Origin of the sequence: Nocardia abscessus NBRC 100374 (assembly GCF_000308455.1) — a bacterium.
GTDB classification, from domain to species: domain Bacteria; phylum Actinomycetota; class Actinomycetes; order Mycobacteriales; family Mycobacteriaceae; genus Nocardia; species Nocardia abscessus.
Map to the genome: position 1 here is coordinate 122,342 of NZ_BAFP01000039.1, position 19,456 is coordinate 141,797.

Annotated in this window: 14 protein-coding genes; 7 read left to right on the forward strand and 7 right to left on the reverse strand. The window is 69.0% G+C overall.

Translation table 11 applies throughout. From position 1 onward, the window contains the following. Positions 1 to 31 precede the first annotated feature (31 nt). Positions 32 to 1,093, reverse strand: a complete 1,062-nt coding sequence (locus tag ON19_RS07850) for an SPFH domain-containing protein (protein WP_043688602.1) — start codon at positions 1,091 to 1,093, stop codon at positions 32 to 34. A 212-nt stretch (positions 1,094 to 1,305) separates the two neighbouring features. On the opposite strand from ON19_RS07850, the gene ON19_RS07855 reads away from it, so the two are divergent. Beyond that, a complete protein-coding gene (locus tag ON19_RS07855; RefSeq protein WP_043688603.1) occupies positions 1,306 to 2,847 on the forward strand; it encodes an amino acid permease in 1,542 nt (513 codons plus the stop codon). Between the two features lie 129 nt (positions 2,848 to 2,976). Next, positions 2,977 to 5,415 (forward strand): serine/threonine-protein kinase, encoded by a 2,439-nt coding sequence (locus ON19_RS07860; protein ID WP_043688604.1) that lies wholly within the window; start codon positions 2,977 to 2,979, stop codon positions 5,413 to 5,415. A gap of 6 nt (positions 5,416 to 5,421) precedes the next feature. On the opposite strand, the gene ON19_RS07865 is transcribed toward ON19_RS07860, so the two are convergent. Continuing rightward, on the reverse strand, positions 5,422 to 5,778 hold the full coding sequence (locus ON19_RS07865) for a DUF1707 SHOCT-like domain-containing protein (protein ID WP_043688605.1): 357 nt from the start codon (positions 5,776 to 5,778) through the stop codon (positions 5,422 to 5,424). A 203-nt stretch (positions 5,779 to 5,981) separates the two neighbouring features. Between ON19_RS07865 and ON19_RS07870 the strand changes: the two genes are divergently transcribed. The 4 genes from ON19_RS07870 to ON19_RS44390 all read left to right on the forward strand — a co-directional run bounded on the left by ON19_RS07870 (position 5,982) and on the right by ON19_RS44390 (position 12,822). Then, positions 5,982 to 6,716, forward strand: coding sequence for a MerR family transcriptional regulator (locus ON19_RS07870; protein ID WP_043688606.1), 735 nt, complete (start codon positions 5,982 to 5,984; stop codon positions 6,714 to 6,716). Between the two features lie 252 nt (positions 6,717 to 6,968). Beyond that, the gene (locus tag ON19_RS07875; protein WP_043688607.1) at positions 6,969 to 7,544 is read left to right on the forward strand and encodes a dihydrofolate reductase family protein; all 576 of its coding nucleotides are present in this window, start codon (positions 6,969 to 6,971) and stop codon (positions 7,542 to 7,544) included. A gap of 106 nt (positions 7,545 to 7,650) precedes the next feature. After that, entirely contained in the window at positions 7,651 to 10,176 is a 2,526-nt protein-coding gene (locus ON19_RS07880; protein WP_043688608.1) for an ATP-binding protein, read from the forward strand. A gap of 96 nt (positions 10,177 to 10,272) precedes the next feature. Further along, the gene (locus ON19_RS44390; RefSeq protein ID WP_043688609.1) at positions 10,273 to 12,822 is read left to right on the forward strand and encodes an ATP-binding protein; all 2,550 of its coding nucleotides are present in this window, start codon (positions 10,273 to 10,275) and stop codon (positions 12,820 to 12,822) included. Between the two features lie 40 nt (positions 12,823 to 12,862). Here ON19_RS44390 and ON19_RS07890 read toward each other — a convergent pair whose 3' ends face one another. From ON19_RS07890 to ON19_RS07910, 4 genes are all read right to left on the reverse strand, one after another. Beyond that, on the reverse strand, positions 12,863 to 13,405 hold the full coding sequence (locus ON19_RS07890; protein ID WP_043688610.1) for a hypothetical protein: 543 nt from the start codon (positions 13,403 to 13,405) through the stop codon (positions 12,863 to 12,865). Positions 13,406 to 13,549: 144 nt separating this feature from the next. Next, positions 13,550 to 13,924, reverse strand: coding sequence for a hypothetical protein (locus tag ON19_RS07895; RefSeq protein WP_043688611.1), 375 nt, complete (start codon positions 13,922 to 13,924; stop codon positions 13,550 to 13,552). A gap of 794 nt (positions 13,925 to 14,718) precedes the next feature. Then, positions 14,719 to 15,465, reverse strand: a complete 747-nt coding sequence (locus tag ON19_RS07905) for a DUF6008 family protein (protein WP_043688613.1) — start codon at positions 15,463 to 15,465, stop codon at positions 14,719 to 14,721. A gap of 179 nt (positions 15,466 to 15,644) precedes the next feature. After that, positions 15,645 to 16,265, reverse strand: a complete 621-nt coding sequence (locus ON19_RS07910; protein ID WP_043688614.1) for a TetR/AcrR family transcriptional regulator — start codon at positions 16,263 to 16,265, stop codon at positions 15,645 to 15,647. Positions 16,266 to 16,431: 166 nt separating this feature from the next. Between ON19_RS07910 and ON19_RS07915 the strand changes: the two genes are divergently transcribed. Beyond that, entirely contained in the window at positions 16,432 to 16,845 is a 414-nt protein-coding gene (locus tag ON19_RS07915; protein ID WP_157229622.1) for a hypothetical protein, read from the forward strand. On the opposite strand, the gene ON19_RS07920 is transcribed toward ON19_RS07915, so the two are convergent. Continuing rightward, on the reverse strand, positions 16,830 to 19,298 hold the full coding sequence (locus ON19_RS07920; RefSeq protein WP_174377674.1) for a phosphoketolase family protein: 2,469 nt from the start codon (positions 19,296 to 19,298) through the stop codon (positions 16,830 to 16,832). The genes ON19_RS07915 and ON19_RS07920 overlap by 16 nt on opposite strands. Positions 19,299 to 19,456: the final 158 nt, after the last annotated feature.

Here is a 19,456-nt window from a genome sequence, read left to right on the forward strand (position 1 = left end):
GCACGATGCCCGGAGGCAGGCGCGCTCGGCGTCAGCCTCCGGACATCGGCGTTCCGCAGTCACCGCAGAACTTGGCGTTGGGACTCGATTCCGCGCCGCAGCTCGGGCAGTGCCGCGGCTGCGGCGTCAGGCGCGCTCCACAGTTCATGCAGAATTTGGCGCCCGCCGGATTTGCGGTCTGGCAAGCGGTACAAGCGGTTTGGCCCGTTTCCGGTGCGGTGGCAGGCGGCGGCGCGGGGGAGGGGCCGCCGACGTGCTGGCCGATGGCGCTCAAACTCAATGCCGCGCCGAGGAACCCACCTTCGGCGCCGTGGTGGTGACCGTGCGCGAAACCTTGGCTCGCACCGAGCGCGAGTTCGCCCGCGGCGTAGCGCTGGAAGTCTCCGGTGAGACGGATGTACTTGACGTCTTTGGCGAGTCGCTTCAGCCGGTCGGCGTCCTCCGGCGCCAGACTGATGTCGAAGTTGCCCAGCCGTGGAATCCGCAACCCATATTCGTACAGTGCGGTGTTGGTCTGGCGCAGTACCGCGCTCTCGATCGGCTGCAGCTGCGCCGAGAGGCCGAGCACCTGCCAGTCGCCGCGCGAGATACCCTGCGTGACGGCAATTTTCATCGACTTGAGGAGCAGGTCGGCGCACCAGCTCTGTACTCGGTCCTGATCGGTGAGATCGGCGGTGCCCGCCAGCGCGGTGATCAGCTCGGCCGGATCGCGGACGGTGAGTGCGAACTCGCCGAAGACCCGCAGCGTCACCACCTGCTCGCTGACCGGGTCGAGGATGTCGGCCAGCCGCCCGCCGAAGCGAATCCCGGGGAACTCTCTCGTGGAGACGAAATACAGCTCGGCCCGGTAGTAGTTGCCGCCGGTGACGGTGTCGACGAGCGCGCCGAGCACCGGCAGCTCGTCGGCGTCGATGCGGTGGCGTCCCGGGCCCATCGCGCCGACCACTTGCCCGGACTTGACGAAGAGGGCGAGCTGGTCTGCGTTGACCATCGCACGGGTGTAGCGGCGAATGTTGACATCCGGCCACTTGTAGACCAGCTGATTCTTGCGGTCCTCCGGGACCGCGACGAACTCCCGCTCGAACCAGGCCATCTGCGCTCCCTCATCCGGTATATCTCATCGAGCGTACCGATAACCGGTGGTACGTTCAACGAATAAGTTCGGTATCGCCGCTGCTCGGGCGCCCTTTTGTCAAAGTCTTTGATGTCCAGCGTGTTACAAGGTGCGAATCGCTATTGAACGTGCCGCTATCTAACGGTACATTGAGCGAAGTTATGATCGCCGTCACCTGAAAGGCCATCGACATGACCACAGTTCGACCACCCGCGGACGCGCCCGCGCAGGCTGCCGCGCTCGAAGACGAGGACTCGGGCTACCACAAGTCGCTGCGCCCGCGTCAGCTGCAGATGATCGCGATCGGTGGTGCGATCGGCACCGGGTTGTTCCTCGGTGCGGGTGGCCGGCTGGCCAGTGCGGGACCAGGGCTCTTCATCGTGTACGCCATCTGCGGCGTGTTCGTGTTCTTCATCCTGCGGGCGCTCGGTGAGCTGGTGCTGCATCGCCCCTCCTCGGGATCGTTCGTCTCCTACGCCCGTGAGTTCTACGGCGAGAAGCTGGCATTCGCCGTCGGGTGGATGTACTTCTTCCACTGGTGCATGACCGGGATCGTAGACATCACCGCCATCGCGACATATGTCCATTACTGGGGAGCGTTCGAGGCGATACCACAGTGGCTGATCGCCCTGGTCTCCCTGGCCGTCGTGGTGAGCATCAACCTCGTCTCGGTCAAGTGGTTCGGTGAGCTCGAGTTCTGGGCCGCGCTGATCAAGGTGATCGCGCTGGTCGCCTTCCTGATCATCGGCACGGTGTTCCTCGCGGGCCGCTTCAAGGTCGACGGGCAGGTCACCGGCCCGAGTGTCATCTCGGACAACGGCGGGCTGTTCCCGTCCGGACTCCTTCCGCTGGTCCTGGTCACCACCGGTGTCGTATTCGCCTACGCCGCCGTGGAACTGGTCGGCACCGCGGCCGGTGAGGCGGAGAACCCGGAGAAGATCATGCCGCGCGCGATCAACTCCGTGATCGCCCGGATCGCGCTGTTCTACGTGGGTTCGCTGGTCCTGCTCGCGCTGCTGCTGCCCTACACCGCGTTCAAGAACGGTGAGAGCCCCTTCGTCACGTTCTTCTCCCGGCTCGGCGTGGACGGCGCCGGTTCGGTGATGAACCTCGTCGTGCTCACCGCGGCGTTCTCCAGCCTGAACGCGGGCCTCTACTCGACCGGCCGCATCCTGCGTTCGATGTCGATGAACGGCAGCGCGCCCACCATCGCGGCGCGGATGTCCGGCGGCGGCGTGCCCTACGTCGGCATCCTGGCCACCGGTGCGGTCGCGCTGATCGGCGTCGGCCTGAACGCGGTGGTGCCGGAGCAGGCCTTCGAGATCGTGCTGAACATGTCCGCGCTGGGCACCATCTTCGCGTGGACCGCGATCGTGGTCTGCCAGCTGCAGCTGTGGCGCTGGTCGCGCACCGGCCGCGTGGAACGGCCGTCGTTCCGGTTGATCGGCGCTCCGTACACGAGCTTCGCCACGCTGGTGTTCCTGGCGACCGTGGTCGTGCTGATGGCGTTCAGCGACGACCACGTGCAGCGTGGTGCGGTGATCGCGATGATCGTCATCATGGTTCCCGCGCTCGTCGGTGGCTGGTTCCTCGCCCGCAAGCGAGTGCTGCAGATCGCGGAGATCCGCCAGGGCATCACCGGCCAGTTCCCGGTCCTGGCCGAGCGGCCCCAGCGCCGCGCGACGAGCAGCGACAACACCGTGGTGATCCTCGACAAGCCCGACGAAGAGTGAAGTAGTATCCGCCCCGGGCCGTACGCCCGGGGCGGATCTATTCCCAATGTCGGGAACAATACTCGCGCGCATCGACAGGCGGCGGACCAGAATGAAACCGCGATTCAACTGCGGGTCTGAGAGGTTCGTATGCCGGAGCACCCCAGCGCATCCGACCGTCCACTTGCGCATCCATGGGCGAATCGGCGAATGCGCGGCACCGACGTGCCTCGGCGAACTTCCCACCCCTGGGCAACTCGGCACCTGCTCAAAACCGAGGTGCCCCCGCGACTACCCAACCCGTGGTCGACACCGCGGTACGTCGAGAAACCGCGTGCCGTGGCCGTCGACTCGGCTCCGAGCGACGTCGAACCGGCGACCGGCCCGGACATCGCCGCTGAGCACACCATCGGCACCGCCGAGTTGCTGCTCGGCCAACTCGAGTCCGAACCCGGTTCCGGGCGCAGCGCGCGCTCGCGGCCGAGCGTGCGAAGACTGGGCGGCGGTCTGGTGTCCATGCCCAAGGTGAGCCCGCTCGATCCGCGCACCGCGGTCATGCAGAACCCGGAAGTGCCGGAGCACAAACGGTTCTGCTGGAAATGTCAGCAGCCGGTCGGCCGCACCACCGACACGGGGTCCGGCGCCGTGGAGGGCGAGTGCGGCCGATGCGCCTCGCCGTTCAACTTCCGGCCCTCGCTCCAGCCGGGGGAGATGGTCGCCGACCAGTACGAAGTCCAGGGCTGTCTGGCCCACGGCGGGCTCGGATGGATCTACCTCGCGGTCGACCGCAACGTGAGTGACCGCTGGGTGGTGCTGAAAGGGTTGCAGAACCCGCTGGACTTCGAGGCGCACGTGGTCGCCCTCGCCGAACGCCAATTCCTCTCCGAGGTGGCCTATCCCGGCATCGTCAAGATCCACAACTTCGTCAAGCACCGTTCCGGGCGCGACGTGGCCGACGGCTACATCGTCATGGAGTACGTCGGTGGACGCTCGCTGAAAAAGATGCTGGATCTGCGTGCGCCGGAACGCATTCCGGTCTCCGAGGCGATCGCCTTCATGATGGAGATCCTGCCCGCGCTGGACTATCTGCACTCGTTCGGCTTGGCCTACAACGACCTCAAGCCCGACAACATCATGGTCAGCGAGGACGAGGTCAAGCTGATCGACCTCGGCGCGGTCGCCGCCATGGAGTCCTACGGCAGCATCTACGGCACCCCGGGTTTCCAAGCGCCCGAGATCACCGAGACCGGCCCGACGGTCGCCTCGGACATCTACACCGTCGGACGGACGCTGGCCGCCTTGGTGCTGGACATGCCCAAGAACGCCAACGGGCACCAGCTGCCCGGTATACCGTCGCCCGAGGATGAGCCGCTGCTGCGGGAATATCCGGCGTTGCACCGCCTGCTGCGCCGCGCGACCGATCCGGATCCGCGGCGCCGCTTCCCGACCGCCTACGCGATGTACGGCCAGCTCGCCGGCGTCCTGCGTATGGTGCTCGCCTACGACACCGGTAAGGAACATCCGCAGTCGTCGCTCGAGTTCGGCGCCATGCGCGGAGATTTCGGCATCGAGACGTTGATCGGGCAGACCGACGGTATGACCGACGGACGGCATCGCCTGCCCGCCCTCGACGCGCCCAGCGTGGTCGCGGCCCTGCCGGTTCCGCTGATCGACGGCGAAGACCCGAGCGCCGACCTGCTCTCCACGCTGCTGCACGGCGATCCCAGGCACGCACTGGACGCACTGCGCCGTACCGCCGACCGGATCGTCTCCGGGACGATCCCGGAGCCGGAGACGTTCGAACTGGAGGGCACGCTGACCGCGGTGCGCGCGCACCTCGACCTGGGCGAAGTGGTGCCCGCCTGCGATCGGCTCGCCGATCTGCGGCCCGACTACGGCATGGACTGGCGCCTCGAGTGGTATTCCGCCGTCGCCGCGCTGCTGGACGGACAGTTCGAGCGCGCCTACGAGTACTTCGATCTGGTGCACAGCATGCTGCCCGGCGAGATCGCCCCGGCGCTCGCCCTGGCGGCCACCGCGGAACTCACCCTCCAGCATCTCGGGGACGCCGCGGGCGACCACTGGAATCGGCTCGCAGAGGAGTACTACCGCACGGTCTGGCGGACCAACCACGGCATGGTGAGCGCGGCCTTCGGCTTGGCCCGCAGGCTCGCCGCCGACGGTGGGTTGCTGGAGGCCGTGGAGGTGCTGGATCAGGTGCCGGAGGCGTCGCGGTATCAGAGCGTGGCGCGGATGACCGGATGTCTGCTGCTGGTCTCGCAACCGATTCCGGAGACCACCGAAGCCGACCTGCTGGAGGCGGCGGCGCGACTGGACGCGGCGCCGGACGAACCGCGGGCGCTGCAACTGCAGGTCATCGTGGTGGGCGCGGCGCTGGAGTGGGTACGGGCGGGCGGCCAGGCGGCCGAGCCGGAGGCGACCCTGCTCGGTTTCCCCTTCACGACCATGGGGCTGCAGCGCGGGCTCGAGTCCAGCCTGCGGGCGCTCGCGCGGATCGCCCCGCATCGTCTGCACCGCTACCGGCTGGTCGACCTGGCCAACTACGTGCGGCCGAAGTCGAGGTGGTGACCGGCCTCAGGTAGTGCGCGCGGTCAGCATGAAAAGCGCCGGCGCGGCCAGGATCACCAGCAGCCACAGCCAATTGCCGGTGGTCACCGCGAGCACGACGGAGAAGGTCACTGCCGCCCCGGCCAGGACGACCAGACGGGGCAGGGGGTTGACCGGGATGACCTCGGGTGCGGGCGGGATGCTGCCCGGGAGTTCGGCGAACAACTCGGCCAGCTGACTCTTGCTGGTCGCGGCGGCGACGGCCGCACTGAGTTCGTCGAACTCGGTCAGGCTCAGTCGGCCCGCGCCCAGGTGGTGGGTCAGCTCGCGCATCGCGCGCTCGCGGTCGGCGAGACTGGCCGGGGGGCCCGCTGATTCACCCATGCCGGAAGGATAGGCGCAGCGCCGGAGCGGGGCATCGAGTGGATTTCCAGCGGCGGGAAGGGCCGTCGGCGGGCGCGTCTCGCAGGGCGGATCGAGCGTCCCCAGATCCTGTTTGCTAGTTTGTTGCTAGAGACCGGTCGGTCGCCCGGACAATGGCCGTGCACCGGCGGTCGTCCCGTGTTGCGATGTGGTTTCCTTGAGGTATGACTGCGGGTGTGGAGTACACGATCGACGAGCTGGCGCGGGAGGCCGGTACGACCGTGCGCAGCCTGCGCGTTTACCACGAACGCGGTGTGCTGCCGCCCCCGCAGGTCAAGGGGCGTACCGGGTTCTACGGCGCCGACCATCTCAACCGGGTGCGGACCATCAGCAGGTTGCTCGATCGTGGGATCAAGCTCAACGGCATCAAGGAATTGCTCAACGCCTGGGACCGGGGTGACGACCTGGGGGACATTCTCGGTGTGGTCGAGCCCGGCGCGGACGAGACGGTCACCGCCGACGCCGGTGACACGATCGCGGCGACCGAACTCGCCGAGCGCTATCGCGACGTGCCCAACGGTCTGGCGCGGGTCGTCACCGCGGGTCTGTACGAACCCGTCGACGCGGCGAACTATCGGATCGCCGATCGCAGGCTGGCGCACAGCCTCGATCGCATGGCGGCCGCGGGCATCCCGGCCGACGAGGCGCTCGGCGAGCTGGAGAAGCTGCGCGCCGACGCGGACCGGATCGCCCGCCGCTACGTGGACCTGTTCCGGCGGACCGCCTGGGCGTCGTTCCAGGATTCCGATCGCGGTCCGGCGCAGGTCGCCGAACTCGCGCAGCGACTGGAGGAAACCAGGGCGATCCCGGCCGACTCCGCGGCGGAACTGGTAAACCAGCTGGTTGCAAGGTATCTCGGTCAGGACACCGAGCTCTCGGAGACTTTGCCGGAGCCCTGATCGGCCGGCGCCGTGCGGCCGGGGCGCCCGGAAGTATCTCTGTTTCAGATTCCCATTATTGGAGATACGTAGCAGTAACGTGCCGTTGATCAGCGGTATATTGGTGTCATCCGCCGCGCGCACTCGCAGTTCAGCGAAGGTACCTACGGTCGTCTACTTAAGTATGTCTCGCGGCCACCTACCGATGCGCCGAAGTGTCGCTCTCCCCGACAATCTGACTGTCACACAAGGGCAGCAGATGGGTGTGGGCACATGGGAACCGTGACACTGTGGATGCAGATGTCGCTCGACGGCTTCGCGGAGGGGCCGGATCAGGAAGTCCACTGGCCGGTGGTGGACGAGGAACTGTGCGAGTCGTTCCTGGACGAATTACGCTCGGCCGACCTGTTCCTCTACGGTCGCAAGACCTACGAGATCATGGCGTCGTTCTGGCCGACCGCGGACGTGGACCCGGCGATCTCGGAGTTCTACGTGGATTTCGCGCGGTGCTGGAAACAGACGCCCAAACTGGTCTTCTCCCGCACGCTGGCCACCGCGGGCTGGAACACCCGCGTGGTCAGGGACGATCTCGTCGAGGAGATCGCGGCGTTGCGCGCGCAGCCGGGCTGCGACATGGTCCTGTTCGGCGGCGCCGAGACGGCGTCGGCGTTCATGAAGCACGACCTGATCGATGAGTACCGGTTGTTCGTGCATCCCATCCTGCTCGGCGGCGGGATCCCGCTGTTCCCGACGCCCGCGGTGGTGTCGGGGCTGCAACTGGTCGACGTGATGACCTTCGACAGCGCGGTGGTCCAGATGCACTATCAGCAGATGGCCCACACCGGGTAGCAACCTACGCGAAAAGGAGCGGGCCGCCCGCAAAAGCAGGGGCTTGACCTCGATGTAACCTCTGATTGCCGAGCGCGTTGCCGCGTCGTCGGCTAACTTTCGTTTTATGTCCCTGGTTCAGGCACGTGGCGACGTGCTGCCTGCATCCACCAGTGAATTCATCGGCCGGGAAACCGAATTGGACCGGCTGGGCGCGCTGCTGGACGGCGACGCCCGCCTGATCACCCTGGTCGGCCCGGGCGGGATCGGCAAGACGCGACTAGCCGCGGAGGCGCTGCGCCGCGGCGCGCCGGCCAGGCGCAGGCCGGTGTACTGGGCGCGGCTGGCCGCGCTGGAAGCCGACAGCACCGCCACCGCGCAGGACGTGATGCAGTCGGCCGTGCGCACCGACCCGAGTTCGCCACCGACCCGCGCCGCACTGGTACGCACCTTCACCAGCGGTGACCGTTCCGTCGAGCGCGCGGTCCTGGTGCTGGACAACTGCGAACACCTGCTCGGCGCGGTCGCGGCGATGATCGCCGAGTTGCTCGAGGCCGCCCCCGGGCTGACCATCCTGGCCACCAGCCGCGAACCGATCGGCTGGGTCGACGAATACCTCCTTGCCGTCCCCCCGCTCTCGCCGCGGCAGTCGCTCGAGTTGTTCCGGCAGCGCGCCGAACTCATCGGACGGGCGATCCCGGACGAGCGGGAGCAGACCGCCGTCGCCGCGCGGATCTGCCGCCGGGTCGACCACAACCCGCTGTTCATCCGGTTGGCCGCGGCGCGCCTGCGGCATCAGCCACCGGTCATGGTGCTGCGCGAGCTCAGCGGCGACGCGGACGACAAACGCCTGCACTGGACCCACGGGGCCCGGGCGGGCGCCGAACAGCGCCACCGCGGTGTCTACGACGTGGTCGCCTGGTCTTTCGCGCTGTGCAGCCCGCCCGAGCAATTACTGCTGGAGCGGCTGTCGGTCTTCGCCGCCGGATACGAGACCGACGACGAGTCGCTGCGCGGCGCCATCGAACTCGACGCCGCGATCGCGGTGTGCGCCGACGATATCCTGCCCCCGCGCGAGATCGAACACCTGCTGGAGCGGCTCACCGAACAGTCGCTGCTGTCGGTGCATCTCACCGCGACCACGGTCAGCTGGTACCTGGTGGAAAGCGTCCGGGTGTTCGCCCGCGACCGGCTGCGCCGTCGTGACCGCGCGGAATTCGACCGCCTGGCCGCCCGGCACCGCCGGTACTTCCGGGACAGGGTGGTCGCCGGACAGGCCATCTGGCTCGGCCCGCAGGACCAGGCCTGGCTGGCGTGGGCGCAGTCGGCCTGGAACGACATCGTGCTCGGCATAGAATCCGGCTTGGCCGACCCGGCGGAGGCCGTGGTAGCGCTGGAGACCGCCACCGTCCTGCTGTCGATGAAGGTGCCCTACGTCAAGTCCGGCGCGGGCGCGCTGACCCGCTTGACCGAGCGCGCCCTGGAAGTCACCCGGGCGGCCGGACTCGGTCCGTCCGAGCTCGCCGATCTCGCCACCGCACTGCTCGGCTGGATCTCGTTGTGGCAAGGCCGCGCCGATCACATTCCGCAGCTGCTCGCCGACCGCGCCCCGCTTCCCTCTGATGCGGGACCGCGCTACACCGACATCGATTTCGGGCTGCCCGCCCCGGTGGAGTGGATGTGGGGACTCGAGCTGATGCTCGTGCGTGGCGACGCGCGCGCCATCACCGTCCTCACCCGTGCCCGGCGGAAGTTCGCCGTGCAGGGTGATCGCATCGGCGCCGAGCGCAGTGACGTGTTCGTGGCGTTCTGCTCGGCTCTCGTCGGCGACCGGCGGCAGGCGCTGGAGAACACCGCCCGGTTCCTGGCGCGTTCGGTGTCGTCCGGATCGACATTGTCGAGAGCGTGGGCGGAGATCGCGCGCGCGGTGGCGCTGGCCAAGCACGGGTCCGCCGCAGAGGCGCTGACCCTGACCCAGGGCGTCCTCACCCGCCACCGCTGCGAGCAGGACACCTGGACGGCCAGCTGGGCGGTGGGCGCGCACATCGTCGCGCTGGCCCAGGTCGTCGCCGAGCGGGCGGAGGGTGGTGAGCGCGCCGCGGCCGCCGACGCCGCGACGGAGATCGCTTACCTGATGGGCAGTTTCAAGACCCGGCAGCGTTCGATGGGCATCGTCGTCGACCGTGTTCCGCTGGTCGCCGCCGAGATCCGCCGCGCCGTCGAGGTCTCCCGCGCGGTGCTCGGCGACCGGGCCTACGCCTCCGCCGAACGCAGGACGCGGCTGCGTCCCGAGCTGGACGCGCTGTGGTGTCCCACCGCGGATCCGGCGTCGCCCGCCCGGCGGCCGGACCGCCCGGTCGCTTCCCGGCCGGTGTCGCGGCGGCCCGGCTCGCGCTGGAGCGATCTGTCGGAGGCCGAACGCGATGTCGCGGTCTTCGCTGCGGCGGGCTGGCCCAACAGCGCCATCGCCGGCGCTCGGCGCAGCTCCGTCCGGACCGTCGACGCCCAGGTCGCCGCCATCCGGCAGAAGCTCATGATCGCTTCCCGCGCCGACATCGCAGGCCACATTCCCGACGAGCTCGCCGCTCGGGTCCGGTACGAATCCGAGCGGCGGCCCAGCCGTCGCCGCCGAGGGGTGACCAGGGATCGGTAGACGGCTGTCTCTCCATTGCCATTGCGAACCCTGCAGCCCGGCCGTGCCCATTAGGCTGCCCGAGCGGTGTTTTTCCGGATCGGTAGGTGTGTCGGCATGTCGGAGGTGAACAGTGGTGGCGGCAATGGCCCCGCCGCGCCCGGTGAGTTCGTGGGAAGGCATGCCGAACTGCGGCAGATCGATGCCCTACTGAATTCGTCGAGCGCCCGGTTGATCACCTTGGTCGGGCCCGGCGGCATCGGCAAGACGACGCTGGCGGTCGAAGCCGTGCGGCGGTATCGCGGCGCGGCACGGCACGCGGTCTACTGGACCCGCCTGGCCCGGCTCGCGGCCGGCGTGGAGACCGGGGCGGTGGCCGAGGAGGTCCTGCTGTCCGTCGCGAAGAACGGCATCGCGGGCCGCTCCGCCTGGGACGGCTTGGTGGCGACCTTCACCGAGGGCGCCACCGACGACGAGACCCACCGGACCATCCTGGTGCTGGACAACTGCGAACACGTGCTGGGCGGCGTGGGCCCGCTCATCGTCGGCCTGCTCCAGGCGGTCCCCGGGTTGACCATCGTCGCGACCAGCCGGGAGCCGGTCGGCTGGATCGATGAGCATCTGGTGACCGTGCCGCCGCTGGCCAGCGTGCACGCCCTCGAACTGTTCCGGCGGCGAGCCGAGCGCACCGGCAGGCCGATTCCCGAGGACCCCGGGCAGCTCGCCATCGCCACGCGCATCTGCGGGCACGTGGACAACAATCCGCTGTTCATCCGTCTGGCCGCGGCGCGGCTGCTGCACCGGCCACCCGCGATCGTGTTGCGCGAGCTCTCCGGCGACCTCGACGATCGTCGCCTGCAGTGGACGCACGGCGCCCGAGGTGGCGTGGGGGAACGGCACCGCAGCGTGCGCGACGTGATCGCCTGGTCCTACGGTCTGTGCACCGCGCCGGAACAACTGTTGCTGGACCGCTTGTCGGTGTTCGCCACCGGATGCGATGCCGACGACGACGAAACCCCTTCCGGCGGAGCCGAACTCGACGCGATCGTGACGGTCTGCGCGGACGCGGCGCTGCCCGCGGAGGAAATCGGCGGGCTGCTGGAGCGCCTGGTCGAACGCTCGCTGCTCTCGGCTCACATCACCGCGGCCACGGTCCGCTACTACCTGTTGGAGAGCGTCCGGGTGTTCGTGCGCGACCGCCTGGCCACGCGCGGCGACCACCTGGACCAGGCGCGCCTGCTCGCCCGGCACCGGCGGCACTACCGGGACCGGGTCGCCGCGGGCCCGGCTACCTGGTATGGCCCGCGCGAGCAGGAGTGGATCGCGTGGGCGCGGGCGGCCTGGGACAACATCCTCATCGCCGTGGAAACCAGTCTCGCCGATCCCGAGGAGGCCGTGGTCGGCCTGGAGACGGCCGCGACGCTGATGGCGTTGCGCGTGCCGTTCATCACCGGATCCAACCGCGCCATCACCAGCCTGACCGAACAGGCTCTGGAAGTCACCGCGCAGGTCGAGCCGCCGCCCACCCGGTTGCGGATCAACGCGACCGCGTTGGTGGGCTGGATCGCCATCTGGCAGGGCAGGCACGCTTACACCGCGCAATTGCTGGACGAATGCGCCGCGGAGTGCCTGACCGACCCGGTCCTGCGCCGCGGCTGGCGGGACACGACCGCGACCGACGTCGGCCTGCCCGCCGCGGTCGAGTTCACCTGGGGTCTGGAACTGCTGCTGATCCACCTCGACCTGCGCGCGGTCGACGTGCTGGCCAGGGCGCGCCGGAAATTCGCGGCCTTGGGAGACCGGGCGGGAGAGCAGCGCAGTGAGCTGTTCGAGGCGCTCACCTACGCGAACCTGGGCACCGCGGACGTCGCGCTGGGGGCCGCACGCAGGCATCTGGACCGGGCCGTCGCTTCCGACGCGGGCTGGGCGACCTCATGGGCGGAGCTGGCCTGGATGATCGCGGTGTCCCGGCACGGCGATCCGCGGGAGGCGGTGCGACTCGGGCATCCCACGCTGGAGCGGCTGCTGACCACGGGAGACACCTGGACGGCCGGCTGGGTCGCGCATTTCAGCATGATGGCGCTGACCTACCTGTTGACCGCCCGGATCGAAGCGGGTGACACCGACAGCGCCGAAGCACGCGCCGCCGCCACCGAGATCGCCTATCTGCAAGGCGGGATCGCGACGCTGCACCGCTCGATGGGCATCGTCGCCGACCGCGTGACGCTGGTGGCCCGCGGCACCGCCCAGGCCGTCGCGGCGGTCACCGCGGTCATCGGCGCCGAAGCCCACGCCGCGGCGGTCCAACGCGGCGCCCGCCTGCGTCCCGAACGCGACGAACTGCAGTTGCTGCTGCTGGGCAGACTGCCTGCCGACCAGTTGCCGAGCCCCCGGCCGCAGGTCAGGTCGACGGCCTCGCGCTGGGACGAGTTGACGCCCGCCGAACGCGAGGTCGCCGTGCTGGCCGCGGCAGGCTGGGCCAACAGCGCCATCGCCGCGCGCAGGGGCAGTTCGATCCGGACGGTCGACGCTCAGGTCGCGTCGGTGCGCCGGAAGCTGATCGCGGCCACCAGGGCCGATATCAGCTGGCACGTCCCGGATCACCTCGGCGAGCGGATCCGGCTGGAGTCCGAGCGAAGGCCCGCGCGAACGCGAACACGCCCGTAACCGTCGAGACGGTCACGGGCGTGCGATTGCGGTGGATCGGTCAGGTCAGGGAGCCGTCGTAGCACAAGCTCGCGGACCGCCAGGACCGCTGCGGCCCGGTGCCGGGATCGAAGGCCCACTGGTCGATCGATCCCGCGGCTTTCCACCACACGGCGCCGCGTCCGTCCGAGACCACCTGGTAGACGTCCTCGGAGCCTTCGATGAGCTGGCTTCCGACGCAGTAGTCGTTGTATTCGGTGCCGTACTGGCGTGCGCCAGGGCTGAACAGGCCGGCGGGGTGGGCGTACGCGCCCGGGTTGGGCACGGTGCTGGCCTGCCGCACGGCGTGTCCGCGATGCCAGTAGGGAGCGCCGATTCCGTCGGTTCCGCAGGCGAAGGTCCAGCCCCCCGCGACGACCGTGGTGCCCTGGCCGTAGGCGCCACCGGCCCAGAGGCAGGCAGCGCCCTGAGCCTCGGCGGTGCCCGCGCCGAGGCTCAGGCCGCCCGCCGCCACCGCTGCCGCCGCCAGCAGGGTGAGCGTCCGTGCCGTGCCGCCGCGCTTGTGACACGCGGTCGTCCGGCGAAGCCTGTTGATCTTGATCATGAGTTTCTCTTTCGTGCTATCCCGGCCGGAGTGGATTTCCGGGATGGTGATACTTCAAGTAATGTGCCGATAAGTAGCGGTACGATCAGTCCAGAGGGACGTCACGGAAGGTTTCGGGTGCGAGGGAGGGTGCTGGGCCTGTGGTTACTGGCACCAGCTGGCCTGCGGGCGGCAGACGGTGTAGCCGCTGCCGTCCGGGCGGGCCACGCGCGACCAGCTCGAGCCGTTGGAGTTGTCGCTCGTGACGGTGCCCGGTGCGGCCTGGCTCTGCCGCTGGCGGTAGTCGCGGATGGCCTGGTCGGCCTCCTCGGCATCCAGCCGATCGTTGTTGCGGTGGTGGTAGCCCATGGGGTCGATGTGCCGCCAGCCGCTGGTGTCGCCGGTGCCGTTGCGCGGGTTCGAGGGACCCGAGTGCGACTCCGCACCCGCGATCCCCGCGGCGCCCGCGGTCAGCACGCCGACGATCGCGGCACAGGTGAGCAGTCGCCGAGCGGCGTGGGGGGTGGTCTTGGCGGTCATCGTAAGTCTCCGTTCGGAATTCGCGCTGTGCGTGGCGGCACGGTGCGCGAGGCGGCGGTGCGGCGAACGTCGGTGGTCGGAGTTGCCGCGCAAGGTGGGGGCGGAGGGATCGGGGCGGCATCCGTCGCGGGGGTGTCGTCCGCGGGGCGGTGTCGTTCGGCTCGGTCCCGGTCGTCGGGATGTGAGGAGCCCGGCCTGTCGTATCCGTGGCGGCCCGGGTCTGCGGGGCGCGGTGCCGCGACGGTCGCGTCGGGCCCGGCCAGCGCTTCGGTCGGCGCCGGGGTGTCCGGCGTGGCCGCAATCGCGCTCACGATCAGCGGGCGGACGAGCCAGGTCTGTGTCCGTCGCTGGTGCGGCGTGATGCCGGTCATCGTTCGCGTCCGTTCATCTCGCCACCTCGGGATCGCGGATCGGTCCGGTGTGGTCCGATCGGCGAGTCCCTATCTATCGTGCCGTTGGATAACGTCACATTAATCGACGGGTCGATATCTTGTCGAGCGCTTTCTCACCCCTGGGAACAGTGGATGGTCTTCCGTCGCGGAGTCGACGTCGTGACCAGCGGTGACGCTCGCAACTCACAAGGCGGGCAGCTGAAAACTTTTCGGGCGAACCGCTGCGGCCGGGAAGCGGCCCTGCGCATGGTGATTCGAACCTGAACGCGAAGAGGGCGCCCGCCGGGATGGCGGACGCCCTCTTCTTCTCGGATCGCCGCTACGGTCCTGGCCGGAACGGCTTATGTCGTTGTCGAACACCCGCACGCCTCTACCGCATGGCAGGCGTGCGAGACGGGTCGATCAGGCTTCGGTGACCGCCGCGTAGGCGGGAGCCACCGGATCCTTGGCAGCGGTCGCGCGACTCGGCTTCGCGGCCGCGGGATCGCGGAACGGGGCCTCGATCACCGCGCGCTCGCGCCACAAGTAGTACAGCGCGGCGGCGAAGATGGTCGTGCCGATCACGTTCGCCAGGAAGTGCCACCAGATGCGGTAGGTCGCCGCGCCGGCGCCGGGGTCGAGCAGGCCGAAGATGGTCGACAGGCCGATCGCCTCGGTGCCGAACGCGACCGTCAGGGTCAGCGCGAGATGCTCGAGTCCGTGGATGCCCTGCATCAGCACGCCCATGCGGCCCCACTTGCGTGCCTTGCTCTCCAAGGCGTGATGGGTGACCAGGGCGATGCCGACCAGTCCGGCGAGGAAGTGGAAGTTGCCCACCAGGTGCAGCAGTTCCATACCCAGCGCAGGCTTCATGTGGTCGACCTGACCGAAGCCGTTGGCCAAGCCGGTGCCCCACGGGGTCATCCACGCCGGTGAGTTCGGGTGCTGTATCCAGTACCCGACCTGGGCGACGTGCTCCTGGAAGTGGCCGACCTGGGCGATCACGCCCAGCGCGATGACACCGAGCGCGGTGCGGAACATCCACGGCCGCAACGGTCTACGCAAGGCGACGACCAAGACGCCGACGGCGGCCCACATGACGACCATCCAGGCCACCATCAGTATCGCGCCTAGGATTTCCAATCCGGTTGCTTCGGCTGCATGGTTCATGGGGAACCGCCCTTCTGCGCGCCCTCCGGCAACGGCGACGGATGGGGGATCGTTACGGAAACGCGTTGCACGCGTTGTCCGCAAGATACAAGGCGAGAGGGGAATTTGTCCGAAGGTTCCGAATATCCTGGGCTTTTCCCGATTCGGTGCGCGTCATACCCGAGGCGTATAGGAGGCGCTCACGCCGGTGCGAGGAACCCCTCGATGATGCGGCGGGCGCGGTCGGCGGCCTCCGGATCGCCGAGCCGCAGCGCGGTATTGGTCGCGCAGAGCACCGCATCGATCTGGAAGGCGGCCAGATCGGCATCCAGTTCGGCGATCTCGCCCGCGGTCGCCGCCGCGCGCAACTCTCGCGCCAGCAGCCGCACCCAGTCGCGCTGATCCCGGAACAGGGCATCGCGGACCGGCCCCGGCTTGCTGTCGTACTCGGCCATGGTCGCGACACGGAAGCATCCACCCGCGAACAGCGGCGCCTCGGCGTAGACCATCCAGTGCTCGATCAGGACGCGCAGGCGCGCCACCCCGTGCGGCTCGGAGCGGGCCGGTTCCACCACCGCCGCAACGAACCGGTCGCGCGCGTGGTCCACTGCGGCCAGCTGCAGTGCTTCCTTCGTGCGGAAGAGTGTCTGGATCCCCGCCTTGCTCAACCCGGTGTCCGCGGCCAGCCTGCCGAAGCTGAGGCCCTCCAACCCGTCCAGCGAGGCGATGTCGACCGCTTGCCGCAGCACGGTGGCGCGAGTTCGCGCACCGCGCAGCAGCCGCTTGTCGGTGATCTCGGCAGTGTGCTGGCCACCTTCCATACGGTCGATCGTACTTTCCAGCCCGCACTCGCGCCCGCCCGACGAGAGCGATGACTTTCCGAGCGGAGTGGGAGTGGCGTTCGCGGCACCCTAGGGTGCCTATGTCGACAACGCGATGTGTTCGATCCTGGAGGGACGAAAGACGTTCTTCCAGGAGGCTGACACGGTGATTTTGTGGATCGTTCTGGCCGGCTCGCTCGTCGGCGGTGGCATCTGGCTCACCCAGATGTGGCTCACTCGAACGGGGCGGAGCGCGCGACTGCTCGAGCGAGAGGAGACGAGTCGCGTCGTACGGGCCGGCACGCTGCCACGAGAGAACCGGAGTAGTTGGGTACCCCGGTTGCAGGCATACCGGCGCGGGAACGTGGTCTGGGGAAGATGGGCGCTCGCCATCGCCGCGGTCTACACGGTGAACGCGATAACGCATCTGGTGGGCCATGATGACGGAAAGGCCGGCCTCTACTGCGGATCGACCGTGCTATTCCTGGCTCTGGCGTATTCGGCCAATGCTCAGGTGCGTGGCACCGACAAACTCCTGCGCGGGCTCACGGCCGGTCCGCGGGCTCAGGCGTCCTGGTAGGGCCAGCTCCAGTCGGCGACCTCCGGGATGTCCTCGCCGTGTTCCCTGGTCCACGCTCGCGCCGTCCACCGCGCGTCGACCATCTCCTGCCGCAGCCCCGCGGCGCGCTCGCGCAGGCTCGGCACGCGATCGATCACGTCCATCACCAAGTGGTAGCGGTCCAGATCGTTGAGCATCACCATGTCGAACGGAGTGGTCGTGGTGCCGCGCTCCTTGTAACCGCGCACATGGAGTCCGTCGTGGTTGGCGCGCCGATAGGTCAGCCGGTGGACCAGCCACGGGTAGCCGTGGAAAGCGAAGATCACCGGCCGGTCCCGGGTGAACAGCGTGTCGAACTCGCTGTCGGGCAGCCCGTGCGGATGCTCGTCCCGCGGCTGCAACCGCATCAGGTCGACCACGTTGATCACCCGGACGCGCAGGTCGGGCAGTCGTTCGCGCAGGATCGCGGCCGCGGCCAGGGTCTCCAACGTGGGTACGTCGCCCGCGCAGGCGAGCACCACGTCCGGCGTGCTGCCCGCTTCGTCCCGGTGGCAGGCCCACGGCCAGATGCCGATCCCGCGGGCGCAGTGCTCGGCGGCTTCGGTCACCGACAGCCAGTCGGCCTGTGGCTGTTTGCCCGCGACCACCACGTTCACGTAGTGCCGGGACCGCAGGCAGTGGTCGTAGGTCGACAGCAGGGTGTTGGCGTCCGGCGGCAGGTACACCCGCACGATCGAGGCCTTCTTGTTCAGCACCACGTCCAGGAAGCCGGGGTCCTGATGGGTGAAGCCGTTGTGGTCCTGGCGCCAGACGTGGGAGGACAGCAGATAGTTCAGGCTGGGAATCGGGCGCCGCCACGGCACCGCCGCGCTGGCGTCGAGCCATTTCGCGTGCTGGTTGAACATGGCGTCCACGATGTGGATGAACGCTTCGTAACAGGTGAAGACGCCGTGCCTGCCGGTCAGCAGATAGCCCTCCAGCAGCCCCTGGCACATGTGTTCGGACAGCACCTCGATCACCCGGCCGGCGCGGTCGAGTTTCTCGTCTCGTGCGTCGATCTCGGCCTGCCAGTCCCGGCCGGTGACCTCCAGGATGTCCTGTAGCCGGTTGCTGGCCAGTTCGTCGGGCGCGAAGGTGAGGAAGTTGTCCGGATTGTTCCTGGTGACCTCCCGCAACCAGCTACCGAGCACCCTGGTCGCCTCGTGCTGGGTCGCGCCGGGCGCGGGCACCTCGACGCCGACATCGCGCCAGTCCGGCAAGCGCAGGTCGCGCAGCAGCGTGCCGCCGTTGGCGACCGGATTGGCGCTCATCCGTCGATCGCCGTGGGGTACCTGATCGACCAGTTCCGGCACCGGTCTGCCGCTGTCGTCGAATAGTTCTTCCGGGCGGTAGGCCCGCAGCCACTGCTCCAGCACCGCGCGGTGCTCCGCGTCGGTGCGGGCGCCGGGGAGCGGGACCTGGTGCGCGCGGAAGGTGCCCTCGACCTGGTCACCGTCCACCGTCGGCGGACAGGTCCAGCCCTTGGGCGTGCGCAGCACGATCATCGGCCAGGTGGCCCGGGCCCCGTCGGCGCCGCCGCGTGCGGCGCGCTGGATCCGGCCGATGCGTTCCATGCTCGTGTCCACGGCCGCGGCCATCGCCTGGTGGACCGCCGCCGGGTCGTCGCCCGCGACGACGATCGGCTCGTAGCCGTATCCGCGCAGCAAGGCGAGCAGTTCCGCTTCCGGGATACGGGCCAAGATGGTCGGGTTGGCGATCTTGTACTCGTTCAGCGCCAGGATCGGCAACACCGCGCCGTCGCGGGCCGGGTTGAGGAACTTGTTCGCATGCCAGCTCGTAGCCAGCGGTCCGGTCTCCGCCTCGCCGTCGCCGACTACGCAGAACACGGTGAGATCGGGGTTGTCCAAGGCGGCGCCGAACGCGTGCAGCAGCGAGTAGCCGAGTTCGCCGCCCTCGTGGAAGGAGCCGGGCGTCTCCGGCGCGCAGTGACTCGGCACCCCGCCGGGGAAGGAGAACTGGTGGAACAGCGCGCCCATGCCCGCGGCGTCCTGCGGGATGTGGCTGTAGTACTCGGAGTAGGTGCCCTCCAGCCACGCGCACGCATTCGGGCCGGGGCCGCCGTGCCCGGGGCCTGCGACGAAGACGGCGTTCAGGCCGCGCTGCCGGATCGCACGATTGGCGTGCGCCCAGACCAGATTCAGGCCGGGCACCGTGCCGAAGTGTCCGAGCAGCCGTGGCTTGATGTGCTCGGGTCGCAGCGGTTCGCGCAGCAACGGGTTGGCCATCAGGTAGATCTGGCCGACGGCGAGATAGTTGGCCGCGCGCCACCACGCGTCGATCGAAGTCAACTCGTCGCGGGCCAGTGGGCCCGGCACGTCCGCCAGCCGGTAGGAACGCGGGGCGACGGTACGGCCACCGGTACTGCCGACGTTGTCCGCCGAAGTATCGCCGCCTGCACTTGCCATATGGGTCATGCGCCGACTCTCCTCACACTCGGGGCATCGGGGACAGCGGCGCCTCGAGGGACCACTGTCCCGGGGTCGTGCACGGTCGCCGATCGCAATCGGCAACGCCGGATGGAGAATTCACCGCCAGCCTAGCGAGCTTCGCCGCGGCGGGCGCGTCGCACGCG

Excerpts from the sequence above, each read along its gene's own strand:
- ON19_RS07850 (WP_043688602.1), bottom strand. The coding sequence starts at position 1,093 with ATGGCCTGGTTCGAGCGGGAGTTCGTCGCGGTCCCGGAGGACCGCAAG.
- ON19_RS07855 (WP_043688603.1), top strand. The coding sequence starts at position 1,306 with ATGACCACAGTTCGACCACCCGCGGACGCGCCCGCGCAGGCTGCCGCG.
- ON19_RS07860 (WP_043688604.1), top strand. The coding sequence starts at position 2,977 with ATGCCGGAGCACCCCAGCGCATCCGACCGTCCACTTGCGCATCCATGG.
- ON19_RS07865 (WP_043688605.1), bottom strand. The coding sequence starts at position 5,778 with ATGGGTGAATCAGCGGGCCCCCCGGCCAGTCTCGCCGACCGCGAGCGC.
- ON19_RS07870 (WP_043688606.1), top strand. The coding sequence starts at position 5,982 with ATGACTGCGGGTGTGGAGTACACGATCGACGAGCTGGCGCGGGAGGCC.
- ON19_RS07875 (WP_043688607.1), top strand. The coding sequence starts at position 6,969 with ATGGGAACCGTGACACTGTGGATGCAGATGTCGCTCGACGGCTTCGCG.
- ON19_RS07880 (WP_043688608.1), top strand. The coding sequence starts at position 7,651 with ATGTCCCTGGTTCAGGCACGTGGCGACGTGCTGCCTGCATCCACCAGT.
- ON19_RS44390 (WP_043688609.1), top strand. The coding sequence starts at position 10,273 with ATGTCGGAGGTGAACAGTGGTGGCGGCAATGGCCCCGCCGCGCCCGGT.
- ON19_RS07890 (WP_043688610.1), bottom strand. The coding sequence starts at position 13,405 with ATGATCAAGATCAACAGGCTTCGCCGGACGACCGCGTGTCACAAGCGC.
- ON19_RS07895 (WP_043688611.1), bottom strand. The coding sequence starts at position 13,924 with ATGACCGCCAAGACCACCCCCCACGCCGCTCGGCGACTGCTCACCTGT.
- ON19_RS07905 (WP_043688613.1), bottom strand. The coding sequence starts at position 15,465 with ATGAACCATGCAGCCGAAGCAACCGGATTGGAAATCCTAGGCGCGATA.
- ON19_RS07910 (WP_043688614.1), bottom strand. The coding sequence starts at position 16,265 with ATGGAAGGTGGCCAGCACACTGCCGAGATCACCGACAAGCGGCTGCTG.
- ON19_RS07920 (WP_174377674.1), bottom strand. The coding sequence starts at position 19,298 with ATGACCCATATGGCAAGTGCAGGCGGCGATACTTCGGCGGACAACGTC.